The organism is Paraburkholderia sp. 2C, assembly GCF_054589215.1.
Genome location: NZ_BAAILL010000049.1, coordinates 407864 through 422810, shown reverse-complemented (window position 1 = coordinate 422810; position 14947 = coordinate 407864). Strand labels below are relative to the sequence as shown.

Sequence of the window (14947 nt, the reverse complement as noted above, 5' to 3'; positions counted from 1 at the left end):
CGATACTACAACGAATCGGATGAAAAACGGCCCGGCAGTGTGGTTCTGCCGGGCCGCCTGGTCAATCCGGTAACGTGAGTCAGTGATGCGACTCAGTGGCGTGACTCAGTGGCGTGACTCAGTGACGGAAATGCCGCACGCCCGTCACGACCATCGCGATGTTGTGCTCGTCCGCGGCGGCGATAACCTCGTCGTCGCGCACCGAGCCACCCGGCTGGATCACGCAGGTCGCGCCAGCCGCGACGACCACGTCGAGCCCGTCGCGGAACGGGAAGAACGCGTCCGACGCAACAGCCGAGCCGTTCAGCGACAGCCCGGCGTTCTGCGCCTTGATGCTCGCGATGCGCGCCGAGTCCACGCGGCTCATCTGTCCGGCGCCAACGCCGAGCGTCATGCCGTTGCCGCAGAACACGATCGCGTTCGACTTCACGAACTTCGCCACACGCCACGCGAACAGCAGATCGTCCATCTCCTTAGGCGTCGGGTAGCGCTTCGTCACGACGCGCAGGTCGCGCGCCTGCACATTCTTTGCGTCGAGCGATTGCACGAGCAGACCGCCGCCGACGCGCTTCAGGTCGAACGCATTATTCCCGTCGCCAAGCGCGATTTCGAGCAGCCGCACGTTCTGTTTCGCAGCGAACACCTGACGCGCCGCGGCGCTGAACGCCGGTGCGATCAGCACTTCGACGAACTGTTTCGCAACGGCTTGCGCGGTTGCTTCGTCCACTTCGCGGTTGAACGCGATGATGCCGCCGAATGCCGACGTCGGGTCGGTCTGGAATGCCTTGGCGTATGCTTCGTTCGTATCGGCGCCTACTGCCACACCGCACGGATTCGCGTGCTTGATGATCACGCAGGCCGGCACATCGAACGTTTTTACGCATTCCCAGGCAGCGTCCGAATCGGCGATGTTGTTGTACGACAGCTCCTTGCCCTGCAACTGCGTGTAGTTCGCCAGCGCACCGGCCGGCACCGACAGGTCGCGATAGAACGCTGCGCTCTGATGCGGATTCTCACCGTAGCGCAGGTCCTGAACCTTGTCGAACGCGAGATTGAGTGTGGCCGGATATGTGTTGCGCGAGCGGTGCTGCAGCTCTTCGGTGAGGCTCGTCAGGTAATTCGTGATCGCGCCGTCGTACTGCGCCGTGTGGGCGAACACCTTGGTTGCGAGACGGAAGTTGGTCTTGTAGCTAACCGTGTTGCGATTCGCGCGCATTTCATCGAGCACTGCCACGTAATCGGCCGGATCGACGACCACCGTTACGTCGCGGTGATTCTTCGCCGCGGAGCGCAGCATGGTCGGGCCGCCGATATCGATATTCTCGATCGCATCTTCGAGCGAGCAGTCTTCCTTCGATACGGTCTGCACGAACGGATACAGATTCACGACGAGCAGATCGATTGTCGGAATGGCGTGCTGTTCGAGCGCCGCGATGTGTTCGGGCAGATCGCGGCGCGCGAGAATGCCGCCGTGCACTTTCGGGTGCAGCGTCTTCACGCGCCCGTCGAGCATTTCCGGAAAGCCGGTGTAATCGGCCACCTCGGTGACCGCGAGGCCCGCGTCCGCGAGCAGTTTCGCGGTGCCGCCGGTCGACAGGATCTTGACGCCGAGTTCCGACAGCGATTTCGCGAAATCGACGATGCCTGACTTGTCGGAAACGGAGATGAGCGCTTGCTTGATCATGATGAAAACGGGAAAGCCCGATGAAGGCGTGGCAGGGCGCGTGCGCTACAGCAGACCGTGCTGTTGCAACTTCTTGCGCAGCGTATTGCGGTTGATGCCGAGATACTCGGCGGCCAGCGACTGATTGCCGCCGGCCTGCTCGAGCACCACCTCGAGCAGCGGTTTTTCAACGCACGAAATGACCATGTCATAAACGTCGTGCGGATTGGAGCCGTCGAGATCCTGAAAGTACACATCCAGGCTGTCGCGGACACATTGTTCGATGTTGTGCTTGCTCATGCTGCTAATAAGTCGGATTGGTCCCGTTCGCCGTTGTTTTTTGCATCGTCTTCGACGTACACGAGGCGATCGGAAATCGCCTTTTGCGCGTCGAAAAATTCATTGACGGCGAGCAATTGCTCGCGCGTCGTATCCAGCGTATTCATCCGATGGCGGAACACGTTGGCGCCGGAAAGGCCGCGAGTGTACCAGCCGATATGCTTACGCGCAGTACGTACGCCGGTGAATTCACCGTAAAAAGCGTAGTGATCCTCGAGATGCTCGTTCATGACCTGCTGGATCTCGTCGATACGCGGCGGCGGCAGCAGGCTGCCGGTCTGCAGGAAATGATCGATTTCGCGGAACAGCCACGGGCGCCCCTGCGCCGCGCGGCCGATCATGATGGCGTCCGCTCCGGTTGCGGCAAGCACGTCGCGCGCCTTCTGCGGCGATGCGATGTCGCCGTTGGCGACGACCGGAATGGTCACCGCGGCCTTGACCGCGGCGATCGTTTCGTATTCGGCTTCGCCGTGATAGAGATCCGCTCGCGTGCGGCCGTGCACAGTCAGCATCGAGATGCCGGCGGATTCGGCAAGACGCGCGACGGTGAGCGCGTTTTTGTTCTCGCGATTCCAGCCGGTACGAATCTTGAGTGTGACGGGCACCGCATCGGGGCCGATGCCCACGGCGTGTACGACGGCCTCGACGATGCGTTGCACGAGCGGCTCGTTTTGCAGCAACGCGGAGCCGGCCGCGACGTTGCAAACTTTTTTCGCGGGGCAGCCCATGTTGATGTCGATGATCTGCGCACCGTTCGCGACGTTGTAGCGCGCGGCTTCGGCCATCATGTGCGGATCGGCGCCGGCGATCTGCACGGCGATCGGCTCGACTTCGCCCGCGTGGTTCGCGCGCCGCATGGTCTTTTCGCTCTTCCAGAGTTGCGCGTTCGACGCGACCATTTCCGAGACGGCATAGCCTGCCCCGAGCCGCTTGCAAAGCTGGCGGAACGGCCGATCCGTCACGCCCGCCATGGGGGCGACGAAAAGGTTGTTGCGCAAATTGTGCGTGCCGAGAACGGGCATGAGCAAAAGAACCAGCTGCGGCGAGTCGCTTTGCGAGGCGGCGCTGCACACAGCGCCGACGCATGAACGAGTACCGCGGATCGCGAGGGGAAAGTTTCTATTTTAACGTTAACGGCGCACTACCCGTCAGAGTTAAGTGCACGATAACCCGTTAAATCTTCTATGAAAGTGCGCCCGGTCATAGAACGGACGCACGCTCAGTCAAGCGACGCTAGCGCCGCTGCCCGAACATCATCTGCCGCGCGAGCGCCGTCTTTAAGGGCGGCACGAACTCGAGCGCAGTCAGCGCGAGGCCGCGTAGCGGGCCGAGTGCGGGGAAGTCGAACGTGAAGAGACGCGCGAGCGTATCGGTGGCGCCGATCGTGAGCCGCCGGTCCAGCGCGCGGCTGCGCGCGAACGCCGCCAGCGCGAGCGGCGACGCGCCGTATTGCGACAGCGCGTCGGCAAGCGCATGCGCGTCGCGCAGACCGAGGTTGAGCCCTTGCCCGGCGACAGGGTGGAGCGTCTGCGCGGCGTTGCCGATCGCGACGACGCGGCCGTTGACGAGCGCGTCGACAGTATTGAGGCCGAGCGGAAACGCCGCACGTCCGCGGATGTGCGTAAAGCGGCCCATCCGCTCGCCAAATGCGATATCGAGTTCGTGCAGAAACGCGTCGTCGGGCAGTTGCGCCCGGCGTGCCGCTTCTTCGGGCGCGCAGCACCAGACCAGCGCATAGTCCGCGCCGCGCGCGCCGCCTACCGGCAGCAGGGCGATCGGCCCTTGCGAAGTGAAACGCTCCCACGCGACGTGCGGCCGCGGTGCCGACACCGTCACCGTGCCGACCAGTGCCGTTTGCCGGTAGTCGCGCGTTCCGCCGCCGCGAGGCGCCTGCTGTTCGTGGAAGAGGCCGCCTTCGGCACTGACCAGCAGCCGCGTGCGCAGCGTGCGCGGTGCGTGGGCCGGGCCGGTGCTTTCGATGTGCAGCGTCACGCCGTCGTTTTCCTGCACGGGCGGCTGTGCAGTCGTCGATTTGAACCAGTGCACGGGCGTCGTTTGCACGGCCTGCGCGAGGGCATGCACGATCGAGCCGTAGCGCAGCACATAGCCGAGAGCCGGCAGACCATGCTCGGTATGATCGATCAGCGTGCGGCCGAAGTGCCCCCGCTGCGAGACGTGAATGCGCTGAATCGCGGTCGCATCGGCCGGCCAGCGCAGCGGTTCGAGAATCACCCGGCTGCCTTGCGACACGGCGATCGAGCGCGGATCGGATGCGGCATCTTCGGGCTCGCGCGCGTCGATCAGCGCAATCGACAGCGCGCGCGTCGCACTGCGCCGCGCGAGCCAGCCCGCGAGCGCAAGCCCGACCGGGCCCGCGCCGATAATCGTCACGTCGAAGTCGAACGGCTGGTCTTGCGGGGAAGGGCTCACGGTGTTCGAGCCTGACGGCTCGCCGGTCCGCGACCCGTGAGCCGGCGCCTGCTGTGCCGGTTCCACATTCGCCCCGCTCATGCCGCGCCGGGCGCGGCAAGCGCGCTGCCTCGAGCTGCTTGCGCGTCGCGCATCAACGCTTCGATTTCATCGGCGGCGACGGGCACATCGCGCGTGAGCAGTTCACAGCCGGTCGCGGTGACGACTGCATCGTCTTCGATGCGAATGCCGATGTTCCAGTACTTTTCCGGCACATCTTCCGCGGCGCGGACGTAGAGGCCGGGCTCGATCGTGAGCGTCATCGATGGCGCGAGCGTGCGCCACGGCGGCATTTTCTGGCCGTCCGGGGCCGCACTTGCATCGCCGCTTTTTTCACCGCTTTTTTCACCGCTTTTTTCACCGCTTTTTTCACCACTTCGCTCACGGTAATCGCCGCAATCGTGCACATCCATGCCCAGCCAATGCCCGGTCCGATGCATATAGAACCGCGCATACGCACGCTGCTCGATCACATCGTCGACCGTCGCATAGCGCTCGCGCCCGATGATGCCCGTATCGAGCAGTCCTTGCGCGAGCACACGCACCGCGGCTTCATGCGGTGCATCGAAGCTCACACCGGCGCGCGTCGCATCGATCGCCGCCTGCTGCGCGGCCAGCACGATGTCGTACAACTCGCGCTGCGCGGCGCTAAAGCGGCCGTTGGCCGGAAAGGTGCGCGTGATGTCGGATGCGTAGCCGTCGAGTTCGCATGCGGCATCGATCAGGATCAGATCGCCATCGCGCGCGATCGCGTTGCCGGCCGGGTAGTGCAGCACGCAGGCATTCGCGCCTGCCGCGACGATCGATCCGTACGCCGGCGCTTGCGCGCCATATTTGCGAAACGTGTACAGCAGCTCGGCTTCGAGTTCGTATTCGCGCATGCCCGGCCGGCATGCGGCCATGGTGCGGCGATGCGCGAGCGCGGAAATCTGCGCGGCGCGCCGCATCACGGCAAGCTCATGGCTGTCCTTGAAAAGACGCATCTCGTCGAGCACCGGCAGCAGGTCATGCACCGCGGTCGGCGCGACGACGCCGCTGCGCGCGCGCGCACGCACCGCGTCGAGCCAGTGGCGCACCCGCGCGTCGAGTTCGGGCGATACGCCGAGCGCATAGTGCAGCGCCGGCTTGTCCGCGATGATGCGCGGCACATGCGTGTCGAGCTCGTCGAATGGAAAGGCGGCGTCGAAGCCGAATGCGTCGCGCGCGCCCTCCGGCCCGTAGCGGAATCCTTCCCAGGTCTCGCGCTCGGCGTTCTTCTCGCGGCAGAACAGGATGGCGGCGGGCGCATCGGGCGGCGCGCTCGCGTCGAGCACGAGCAGCGCTTCGGGTTCGGTAAAGCCGGTCAGATAGTAGAAGTAGCTGTCGTGCCGGTACGGGTAGTCGGCGTCGCGGTTACGCAGCACTTCGGGGGCGGTCGGCACGATCGCGACACCGCCGCCCGCCGCGCGCAGTGCGGCAAGCACGCGCTCGCGCCGCTGACGGTAGACGGCGACGGCCGCGGTCGGATCGATGGAGGATTCGGTCGGCAGGTTCATCGTGCGATTGTAGCGCCCTAAAAGAAATCGCAATGCGCGGCGCGTATGCCCGCGAATTGTTGCAATCCGCCCACACGCAGCACCGGCGCCGCTTACAGGAAACGGTGGCAGCCCTTGAAACGGCGCCATTCCACGTATACTTTCGCCCAATCAAGAAGACGAGAAGAGGCAGAAGAAGTGATGAAACTCATCGGTTCGCTGACGAGCCCGTTCGTCCGCAAAGCGCGGATCGTGCTCGCGGAAAAAAAGATCGACTACAAGCTGGTGCTCGAGAACCCATGGTCCGACGAGACGACCATCCATACCTTCAACCCGATCGGCAAGGTGCCGTGTCTGGTGATGGAAGACGGCGAGGCCGTATTCGATTCGCGTGTGATCTGCGAATACGTCGATACGCTGTCGCCGGTCGGCAAGCTGATTCCGCAACCGGGGCGCGAGCGCATCGAAGTGCGCTGCTGGGAAGCGCTCGCGGACGGCATCATGGACGCCGCCGTGCTTGCGCGTCTCGAAGGCGTGCTGCGCACTCCGGAGCAGCGCAGCGTGAGCTGGGTCGAGCGGCAGCGCCGTAAGGTCGACGAAGGCCTCGTCGCGATGTCGCAGGGCCTCGACAGCAATACGTGGTGCGCCGGCAATCACTACACGCTTGCCGATATCTCGGTGGGCTGCGCGCTCAGCTACATCGATTTCAGAATGCCGGAGCTGAACTGGCGCGAACTGCATCCGAATCTGGACAAGCATTATCAGAAGCTGTCGCAGCGGCAGTCGTTTATCGATACTGTGCTGACGGAATAAGCGGCGGCCCGCGCCGGCCACGCACGCCGCTTTCCGCCGTCAGGCGGCTACGCTGCTCACTTCCGGCGTAAACGAATCGCTGGTCGCGACCGGCCACCATTTTTCATAGAGCGTATAGCGGTAGGTGCCGTTGAGCAGATCGTCGGGCTCGAGGTACTTCAGCAGATCGCACATCAGCCGCACCTCGTACGACGACACACGCCGCACGATATGGTGCGGCCGCAAGTCCGCCGGATGCCGCAATCCCGCGGCCTGCACGATTTCTTTCAGCGCATGCAGCGTGTTGTGGTGATAGTTGAACACGCGGTCCGACTTGTCGGACACGATCAGCGCGCGCTGGCGTACCGGGTCTTGCGTCGCGACGCCGGTCGGGCAGCGTCCGGTATGGCACGTTTGCGCCTGGATGCAGCCGACCGCGAACATGAAGCCGCGCGCCGCGTTGACCCAGTCCGCGCCGATCGCGAGCGTCTTCGCGATATCGAACGCGGTGATCATCTTGCCGCTCGCGCCGATGCGAATCTTGTGGCGCAGCCCGATCCCGACGAGCGTGTTGCGCACGAGCAGCAGCCCTTCCTGCAGCGGCACGCCGATATGATCGGTGAACTCGAGCGGTGCGGCGCCCGTGCCGCCTTCCGCGCCGTCGACGACGATAAAGTCCGGCAAAATGCCCGTTTCCAGCATCGCTTTTGCGATGCCGAAGAATTCCCACGGATGTCCGATGCACAGCTTGAAACCGGTCGGCTTGCCGCCCGATAGCGTGCGCAGCCGTTCGACGAATTCAAGCAGCTCGCGCGGCGTCGAGAACTCCGAGTGCGAGGCCGGCGATACGCAATCGCGGCCCATCGGCACGCCGCGCGTCTCGGCGATTTCCGGCGTGATCTTCGCGGCCGGCAGCACACCGCCGTGGCCGGGCTTCGCGCCTTGCGACAGCTTGATCTCGATCATCTTCACTTGCGGGTCGCGCGCCTGCTTCGCGAACTTGTCCGCATTGAACGTGCCGTCGTCGTTGCGGCAGCCGAAGTAACCGGACGCGATCTCCCAGATGATGTCGCCGCCGTGCTCGCGGTGATACTTCGACATCGAGCCTTCACCGGTGTCGTGTGCAAAGCCGCCTTTCTTCGCGCCGAGATTGAGCGCGCGGATCGCATTCGCCGACAGCGAGCCGAAGCTCATCGCCGACACATTGAAGATCGACATCGAATATGGCTGCTCGCGCGTTTCGCCGACCGTGATGCGGAAGTCGTGACTGTCGAGCTGCGTCGGCGCGAGCGAGTGGCTGAGCCATTCGTGGCCGACCGCTTTCACATCGACTTCCGTGCCGTAAGGGCGGCTGTCCGTTTCATTTTTCGCGCGCTGGTAGACGATGCTGCGCTGCACGCGCGAGAACGGTTTCTCGTCGGTGTCGCCTTCGACGAAATACTGGCGGATCTCCGGCCGGATGAACTCGAACAGGAAGCGGAAGTGTCCCCACAGCGGATAGTTGCGCAGAATCGCGTGCCGCTTTTGCGTGAGGTCCCACGCGCCGAGCGCGACGAAGAGCGCCGGCACGAGGAGCCAGAACCACGAAATGAGCGACACGGCCGCGAGCGCCGCGCAGGCGGCGGTGACGAGCACCGCGCACCACATCGCCAGATAACGTCGAGAAAACATGGAGACTCCGTTGCTGTGAATGCGCCGCGGCGGGATCGTTCGTCGCCATGCGAACGGAATCCGCTGCGGGGTGGGGCGTGGAGCGTGGTCAGCGCGCGGCCAGCGCCGCGTCGCGCGGTGCCGGCGCAACAGGCCGCGGCTGAGCCGTTGCCGCGGATTCGATGATGCCGCCGCCAAGACAAATGTCGCCATCGTAGAGCACCGCGGATTGTCCCGGTGTGACAGCCCATTGCGCATCGTCGAAGTGCAGCGAGAAGAGGTCGTGATGCGGGTTCTGCTGCACGCCCTGCGGCGTGCCTGCCGGTGCATCGACGCGCGAGAAGGTGCACGCGGCGTCGGCTTGCCTGTAACGCGTTTTCGCGCCGCACGCGAAGCCTTCGGCCGGCGGCTCGCCCGCGACCCAGCTCGTATTGCCGGCGACGAGCGTTTCGCTGAGCAGCCATGGATGGTCGTGCCCTTGCGCGACGTAGAGCGTGTTGCCCGGAATATCCTTGCCCGCGACGAACCACGGTTCGCCGCTGCCGTCCTTGCTGCCGCCCAAACCGATGCCCTTGCGCTGGCCGAACGTATAGAACGCGAGGCCGATATGCTCGCCGACGAGTTTGCCGTCGGCGGTTTTCATCGGACCGGGCTTCGTCGGCAGATAACGGTTCAGGAAGTCGCGGAACGGGCGCTCGCCGATAAAGCAGATACCGGTCGAATCCTTCTTCTTCGCATTCGGCAGGCCGATTTTTTCCGCGATCTCACGCACTTTCGTTTTCGGGATTTCGCCGAGCGGGAACAGCGTTTTCGACAGTTGCGCCTGGTTCAGCCGATGCAGAAAGTACGACTGGTCCTTTGTGTGGTCCTTCGCCTTCAGCAGTTCGAAACGGCCGTCCACTTCGCGCACGCGCGCGTAGTGTCCGGTCGCGATGATTGCCGCGCCGAGCGACATCGCGTGATCGAGGAACGCCTTGAACTTGATTTCCGCATTGCACAGCACGTCCGGGTTCGGCGTGCGGCCGGCCGAATATTCGCGCAGGAATTCGGCGAAGACGCGGTCCTTGTATTCGGCGGCAAAGTTGACCGCTTCGACGTCGATGCCGATCAGGTCGGCCACCGACACGACGTCGATCCAGTCCTCGCGCGTCGAACAGTATTCGCTGTCGTCGTCGTCTTCCCAGTTCTTCATGAAAAGGCCGACCACGTCGTAGCCCTGTTCCTTCAGCAGCCACGCGGTGACCGACGAATCGACGCCGCCCGACATGCCTACTACGACTTTCTGCTTGCTCATCTCGTTGTGCCTGCTGCTTTCTTTATCGGGGAGGCCCGACCGAATGCGTGTGCACGAAGTCGAGCGGGAAACGCTTGCCCGCGAGGTAATCGTCGATGCGCTGCATCACGAGCGGCGAGCGATGCCGGTCGGCGCACGCGCGCATTTCGTCGGCGCTCATCCACAAGGTGCGGACGATATCCGGGTCGAGCGCCCGGTGCTCGGGCGTGCCGGCCGCACCGTAGAACGTGAAGCTCAGATACGTCGTGCCGTCGCGGCCGTCGCGCGAGTAATGCGTCATGTAGACGCCGATCAGCGCCTCGGGCGTGAACGGATGCGCGGTTTCCTCGAGCGTCTCGCGAACGACCGCTTCGGCGAGCGTTTCGCCCGCTTCGAGGTGCCCGGCCGGCTGATTGAGGCGCAGTCCGGCGGACGTGTGTTCCTCGACGACGAGAAAGCGCCCGTCGCGTTCGACGACGGCTGCGACCGTCACATGCGGAGCCCAGGTTTCCGGTTTCATGGGCCGACATTTTACCGTTTCTGAGGTTTCGCCGCCCGCCGGGTGCGCGGGTCGGCAAGGGCCCGTCAGGGCCAGTGAGCGCCAATGAGTGCCGCTTCGGTCCCGCTTCGGGCCCACTTCGGTCCCACGGCCTTCCCGACAGCCAGTCAGCCGACAAATTTAATGCGCGCGCCGGGGATTCGGTTAAAGTGACACCGTAGCCGTTGCATTGAGCAAGCCGGCGAGCCCTCGTCGGCAAGTCCGTCAAACAAGAAGGTCGAGGAGGAGATCACGATGCACATCGGAGTGCCAGCCGAGACGCGCGCCTACGAAACCCGCGTCGCCGCGACCCCCGAGACGGTGAAGAAGGTCGTGTCGCAGGGCCACCGCGTCACGGTGCAAAGCGGCGCCGGCGTGCCCGCCAGCTTCCCCGACGACGCTTTTGCCGCCGTCGGCGCGGACATCACCGATGCGGCGCATGCCTTTTCCGCCGAACTCGTTCTCAAAGTCCAGTCGCCCACCGAAGCCGAATTGCCGCTGATCAGGCGCGGCGCGACGCTGGTCGGCATGCTCGATCCGTTCAACGCAGAGAATGCCGCGCGCCTTGCCACAACCGGCGTAACCGCCTTCGCGCTCGAAGCGGCGCCACGAACGACGCGCGCGCAAAGCCTCGACGTGCTGTCGTCGCAGGCGAATATTGCCGGTTACAAGGCAGTGCTGCTCGCCGCGGACCTGTATCCGCGCTTCATGCCGATGCTGATGACCGCGGCCGGCACGGTGAAGGCGGCACGCGTGCTGATACTCGGCGCGGGCGTCGCGGGCCTGCAGGCCATTGCGACCGCGAAGCGCCTCGGCGCCGTCATCGAAGCGTCCGACGTGCGCCCCGCGGTAAAAGAGCAGATCGAATCGCTCGGCGCGAAATTTCTCGACGTGCCCTACGAAACGGATGAGGAACGCGAAGCGGCCGAAGGCGTCGGCGGCTACGCGCGGCCGATGCCGCCATCGTGGCTCACGCGTCAGGCGGCGCTCGTGCACGAGCGTGCAAAACAGGCCGACGTGGTGATCGCGACCGCGCTGATTCCGGGCCGCCCGGCGCCGACGCTGATTTCGACGGACACCGTGCAGTCGATGAAGCCCGGCTCCGTGCTCGTCGATCTCGCGGCGGGACGCGGTGCGGAGTTCGAAGGCAGACGCGGCGGCAATTGCCCGCTGACCGAAGCGGACAAGGTCGTCGTCAGGCATGGCGTGACGCTCGTCGGTTACACGAACCTCGCCGCGATGGTGCCCGCGGACGCGTCGTCGCTGTATGCGCGCAACCTGCTCGACTTCATGAAGCTGATCGTCACGAAGGAAGGCGCACTCAACATCGATCTTGCCGACGATATCGTCGCGGCCACCCTGCTCGTGCGCGACGGCGCGGTCGTGCGCGCAACCTGAGCGCAACCTGAGCGCAACCTGATTGCGACCATCGGGCCGCCCACCTGCAAGCACCGCACAAGCACCGCAAAAACGCTTGAAGACGCACAAGGAGAATCAGCGATGGAAGTCATCAACCACACGGTGGTCAACCTGATCATTTTCGTGCTGGCGATCTACGTCGGCTATCACGTGGTCTGGAACGTCACGCCCGCGCTGCACACGCCGCTGATGGCGGTGACCAATGCGATCTCGGCGATCGTGATTGTCGGCGCGATGCTCGCGGCGGGCCTTACGGTCGGCCCGGGCAAGTTCTTCGGCACGGTCGCGGTCGCGCTCGCGGCCGTCAACGTATTCGGCGGCTTTCTTGTCACCAGGCGCATGCTCGAAATGTTCAAGAAGAAGGAGCCGAAGAAACTCGCCGCTCCGGGCAAGGAGGGCGCATAAATGAGCATGAACGTCGTTACGCTGCTCTACCTCGTCGCGTCGGTGTGCTTCATCCAGGCGTTGAAGGGCCTGTCCAATCCGAAGAGCGCACGCGCGGGCAATGTGTTCGGCATGGTCGGCATGGCGATCGCGATCGTCACGACCATCGCGCTGATCGTCAAGCAGGCGGCACTGCTGGGCGCCGACCTGCCGCTCGGGCTCGGGCTGCTATTCGGCGGGCTCGTGGTCGGCGGCGCGATCGGCGCGTTTATCGCCGCGCGCGTCGAGATGACGAAGATGCCGGAACTCGTCGCGGCGATGCACTCGCTGATCGGTCTTGCGGCGGTGTGCATCGCTTATGCGGTGGTATCGGAGCCGTCCGCGTTCGGTCTCACGGCCGAGGACGCACCGTATCCGAACTTCCTGCCGTACGGCAACCGCATCGAGCTCTTTATCGGCACGTTCGTCGGCGCGATTACGTTCTCGGGTTCGGTCATCGCGTTCGGGAAGCTGTCGGGCAAGTACAAGTTCCGCCTGTTCCAGGGCGCGCCGGTGGTCTACGCAGGCCAGCACACGATCAACCTGCTGCTCGCGCTCGCGATGATCGGCTTCGGCATCATCTTCTTCCTGACGCAGTCGTGGCTGCCGTTCGTCATCATGACGCTGATCGCGTTCGTGCTCGGCGTGCTGATCATCATCCCGATCGGCGGCGCGGACATGCCGGTCGTCGTGTCGATGCTGAACTCGTATTCAGGCTGGGCGGCGGCGGGCATCGGCTTTTCGCTGAACAACGCGATGCTGATCATCGCGGGCTCGCTCGTCGGTTCGTCCGGTGCGATTCTGTCGTACATCATGTGCCGCGCGATGAACCGCTCGTTCTTCAACGTGATTCTCGGCGGCTTCGGTGCGGAGCCGGGCGCGGCCGCCGCGGGCGGCGCGCAGGAGCAGCGGCCGGTGAAGTCGGGCTCGGCGGAGGACGCGTCGTTCATGCTCGGCAATGCGGAGACGGTGGTGATCGTGCCCGGCTACGGGCTTGCCGTGGCGCGCGCGCAGCATGCGCTGAAGGAGCTGACCGACAAGCTCGTCGAGAAGGGCATCGACGTGCGCTATGCGATCCATCCGGTCGCGGGCCGCATGCCGGGGCATATGAACGTGCTGCTCGCGGAGGCGGAAGTGCCGTACGACCTCGTCTTCGAGATGGACGACATCAATAACGAGTTTGGCCAGACCGATGTCGTGCTCGTGCTCGGCGCGAACGATGTCGTGAACCCGGCGGCCAAGAACGATCCGAAGTCGCCGATCGCGGGCATGCCGATTATCGAGGCGTATAAGGCGCGCACCGTGATCGTCAACAAGCGGTCGATGGCAGCCGGCTACGCGGGCCTCGACAACGATCTCTTCTACATGGACAAGACGATGATGGTCTTTGGCGATGCGAAGAAGGTGATCGAGGATATGGTGAAGTCGGTCGAGTGAGCGATGCGGTTCGGCGCGCGGCCACCGCCGGTTGCCGCAACCCGAACCCTCGTTATTACTCTGCGGCAGCGGCCGGCTTCTGCTTGACGCTGCCGGCCACGAGATCGAAGCGGAACAACCGGCATTCGAGCGCGCCGTTGTAAAGCGGCGTTTTCGCCGATTCGCGCAGACGAAGCTGACCCGGCAGCTTGCGATCGGACGTCAGAATGAACGCATGCCAGCCAGTAAAGCGCTGCTTCAACGCGTCGCCGAGCGATTGAAAAAATTCGCTGTCCGGCGTATCCGAATGCGTGCGATGAAACCGTTCGTCACGATCGTCGCGAGGCTCGCGATCGCGGCTCGGCGCCCGGACCTCGCCGCGCGGTCCGCGGCCGCGCACTTCGATACGTTCGCCGTACGGCGGGTTCGCGACGAGAACGCCCGCTGTGTCCGTCGGTGGCGTCATGCCGCGCGCGTCGACCTGCTTGAGCGGCAGCCCTGAAAAGCCGGCGCGGTCGAAGTTGGCGCGCGCCTTGTCGAGCATGTCGCCGGAAATGTCGCTGCCGAAAATCTGCAGATCAGCGCGCTGCGCATCGGCGCGCGCGGCGCGCTTCGCGTCCTGCGCCGCGACCTTCATTGCCTGCCACATGCTGACATCGTATTGCTTGAGCTTCTCGAAGCCGAAGCGCCGGTCGGCGCCCGGCGCGATGTTCAATGCGACCTGCGCCGCTTCGGCGAGGAACGTGCCGCTGCCGCACATCGGGTCGTAAAGGGGCGTGCCTGGCGTCCAGCCCGTCAGCCGCAGAATGCCGGCGGCGAGATTTTCGCGCAGCGGCGCCGCACCCTTGTCGAGGCGCCAGCCGCGCTTGAAGAGCGGCTCGCCCGATGTGTCGAGATACAGCGTGCACTCGGTGGCGGTAAGAAACGCGAACACGCGCACGTCGGGCGCGCCGGTGTCGATGCTCGGCCGCGCGCCGCTGACGTCGCGCAGGCGATCGCAGATCGCATCCTTGACGCGCAGCGTCGCGAATTCGAGGCTGCGCAGCGGCGACTTGATGGCGGTTACATCGACGCGCAGCGTTTCATTCGCCGAGAACCATTGCTCCCAGCGTTGCTCGAGTGCAAGCGCGTAGACGTCCTGTTCGTTGCGGTAGGGGCGTTGCGCGATTTTCAGCAGCACGCGGCTCGCGAGGCGCGAATGCAGATTCGCGGCCATGCCGGCCGCCCAGCCGCCGCGAAAGTGCACGCCGCCGGGCACCTGCGCGCCCGCGGTGAACGGCGCGCCGTTCAGATGCCTCGCGGCAATCTCGGTGAGTTCGGCGGCAAGCGCGGCTTCAAGACCGCGGGGACAGGGAACGAAAAAATCGAAAGACATGGAGCGGGCCGCAGGGCGTTGGACGCGCTTCGGAACGCGTCGGGCTGGAGTAAGCCGCCATTGTACGCGGTCGCTC

The 14947-nt window shown here is 64.7% G+C and carries 13 protein-coding genes; 4 read left to right on the top strand and 9 right to left on the bottom strand.

What is annotated here, in order from left to right; all coding sequences use genetic code 11:
- Positions 1 to 118: 118 nt before the first annotated feature.
- From purH to ACYPXD_RS26150, 5 genes are all read right to left on the bottom strand, one after another.
- Positions 119 to 1684 (bottom strand): bifunctional phosphoribosylaminoimidazolecarboxamide formyltransferase/IMP cyclohydrolase, encoded by a 1566-nt coding sequence (gene purH, locus ACYPXD_RS26170; protein WP_459718043.1) that lies wholly within the window; start codon positions 1682 to 1684, stop codon positions 119 to 121.
- A 45-nt stretch (positions 1685 to 1729) separates the two neighbouring features.
- Entirely contained in the window at positions 1730 to 1963 is a 234-nt protein-coding gene (locus ACYPXD_RS26165; RefSeq protein ID WP_219798967.1) for a Fis family transcriptional regulator, read from the bottom strand.
- On the bottom strand, positions 1960 to 3024 hold the full coding sequence (gene dusB / locus ACYPXD_RS26160) for a tRNA dihydrouridine synthase DusB (RefSeq protein ID WP_459718039.1): 1065 nt from the start codon (positions 3022 to 3024) through the stop codon (positions 1960 to 1962). The genes ACYPXD_RS26165 and dusB overlap by 4 nt, the downstream gene beginning before the upstream one ends.
- Before the next feature lie 211 nt (positions 3025 to 3235).
- Positions 3236 to 4513, bottom strand: a complete 1278-nt coding sequence (locus tag ACYPXD_RS26155) for a UbiH/UbiF/VisC/COQ6 family ubiquinone biosynthesis hydroxylase (RefSeq protein WP_459718036.1) — start codon at positions 4511 to 4513, stop codon at positions 3236 to 3238.
- Positions 4510 to 6006 carry an aminopeptidase P N-terminal domain-containing protein gene (locus ACYPXD_RS26150; protein ID WP_459718032.1) on the bottom strand — a complete coding sequence of 499 codons (1497 nt, stop codon included), beginning with the start codon at positions 6004 to 6006 and terminating at the stop codon, positions 4510 to 4512. Before ACYPXD_RS26150 ends, ACYPXD_RS26155 begins: the two co-directional genes overlap by 4 nt.
- 180 nt (positions 6007 to 6186) lie before the next feature.
- On the opposite strand from ACYPXD_RS26150, the gene ACYPXD_RS26145 reads away from it, so the two are divergent.
- The gene (locus ACYPXD_RS26145) at positions 6187 to 6798 is read left to right on the top strand and encodes a glutathione S-transferase N-terminal domain-containing protein (protein ID WP_459718029.1); all 612 of its coding nucleotides are present in this window, start codon (positions 6187 to 6189) and stop codon (positions 6796 to 6798) included.
- A 39-nt stretch (positions 6799 to 6837) separates the two neighbouring features.
- Here ACYPXD_RS26145 and ACYPXD_RS26140 read toward each other — a convergent pair whose 3' ends face one another.
- The 3 genes from ACYPXD_RS26140 to ACYPXD_RS26130 all read right to left on the bottom strand — a co-directional run bounded on the left by ACYPXD_RS26140 (position 6838) and on the right by ACYPXD_RS26130 (position 10220).
- Positions 6838 to 8448: an FMN-binding glutamate synthase family protein gene (locus ACYPXD_RS26140; RefSeq protein WP_459718026.1), complete on the bottom strand. Its 1611-nt coding sequence runs from the start codon at positions 8446 to 8448 to the stop codon at positions 6838 to 6840.
- 88 nt (positions 8449 to 8536) lie between these two features.
- Positions 8537 to 9721, bottom strand: coding sequence for a tRNA 2-thiouridine(34) synthase MnmA (mnmA, locus tag ACYPXD_RS26135; protein WP_459718023.1), 1185 nt, complete (start codon positions 9719 to 9721; stop codon positions 8537 to 8539).
- A gap of 22 nt (positions 9722 to 9743) precedes the next feature.
- Positions 9744 to 10220, bottom strand: a complete 477-nt coding sequence (locus ACYPXD_RS26130; RefSeq protein ID WP_459718020.1) for an NUDIX hydrolase — start codon at positions 10218 to 10220, stop codon at positions 9744 to 9746.
- Positions 10221 to 10493: 273 nt separating this feature from the next.
- On the opposite strand from ACYPXD_RS26130, the gene ACYPXD_RS26125 reads away from it, so the two are divergent.
- From ACYPXD_RS26125 to ACYPXD_RS26115, 3 genes are all read left to right on the top strand, one after another.
- A complete protein-coding gene (locus ACYPXD_RS26125; protein ID WP_459718017.1) occupies positions 10494 to 11636 on the top strand; it encodes a Re/Si-specific NAD(P)(+) transhydrogenase subunit alpha in 1143 nt (380 codons plus the stop codon).
- A 102-nt stretch (positions 11637 to 11738) separates the two neighbouring features.
- Complete coding sequence (locus ACYPXD_RS26120; RefSeq protein WP_459718014.1) at positions 11739 to 12062, top strand: NAD(P) transhydrogenase subunit alpha part 2; 324 nt, start codon at positions 11739 to 11741, stop codon at positions 12060 to 12062.
- Positions 12063 to 13517: an NAD(P)(+) transhydrogenase (Re/Si-specific) subunit beta gene (locus ACYPXD_RS26115; protein ID WP_459718009.1), complete on the top strand. Its 1455-nt coding sequence runs from the start codon at positions 12063 to 12065 to the stop codon at positions 13515 to 13517. It abuts the gene before it with no gap.
- A gap of 55 nt (positions 13518 to 13572) precedes the next feature.
- Here ACYPXD_RS26115 and ACYPXD_RS26110 read toward each other — a convergent pair whose 3' ends face one another.
- On the bottom strand, positions 13573 to 14871 hold the full coding sequence (locus tag ACYPXD_RS26110) for a THUMP domain-containing class I SAM-dependent RNA methyltransferase (protein WP_459718005.1): 1299 nt from the start codon (positions 14869 to 14871) through the stop codon (positions 13573 to 13575).
- Positions 14872 to 14947 lie beyond the last annotated feature (76 nt).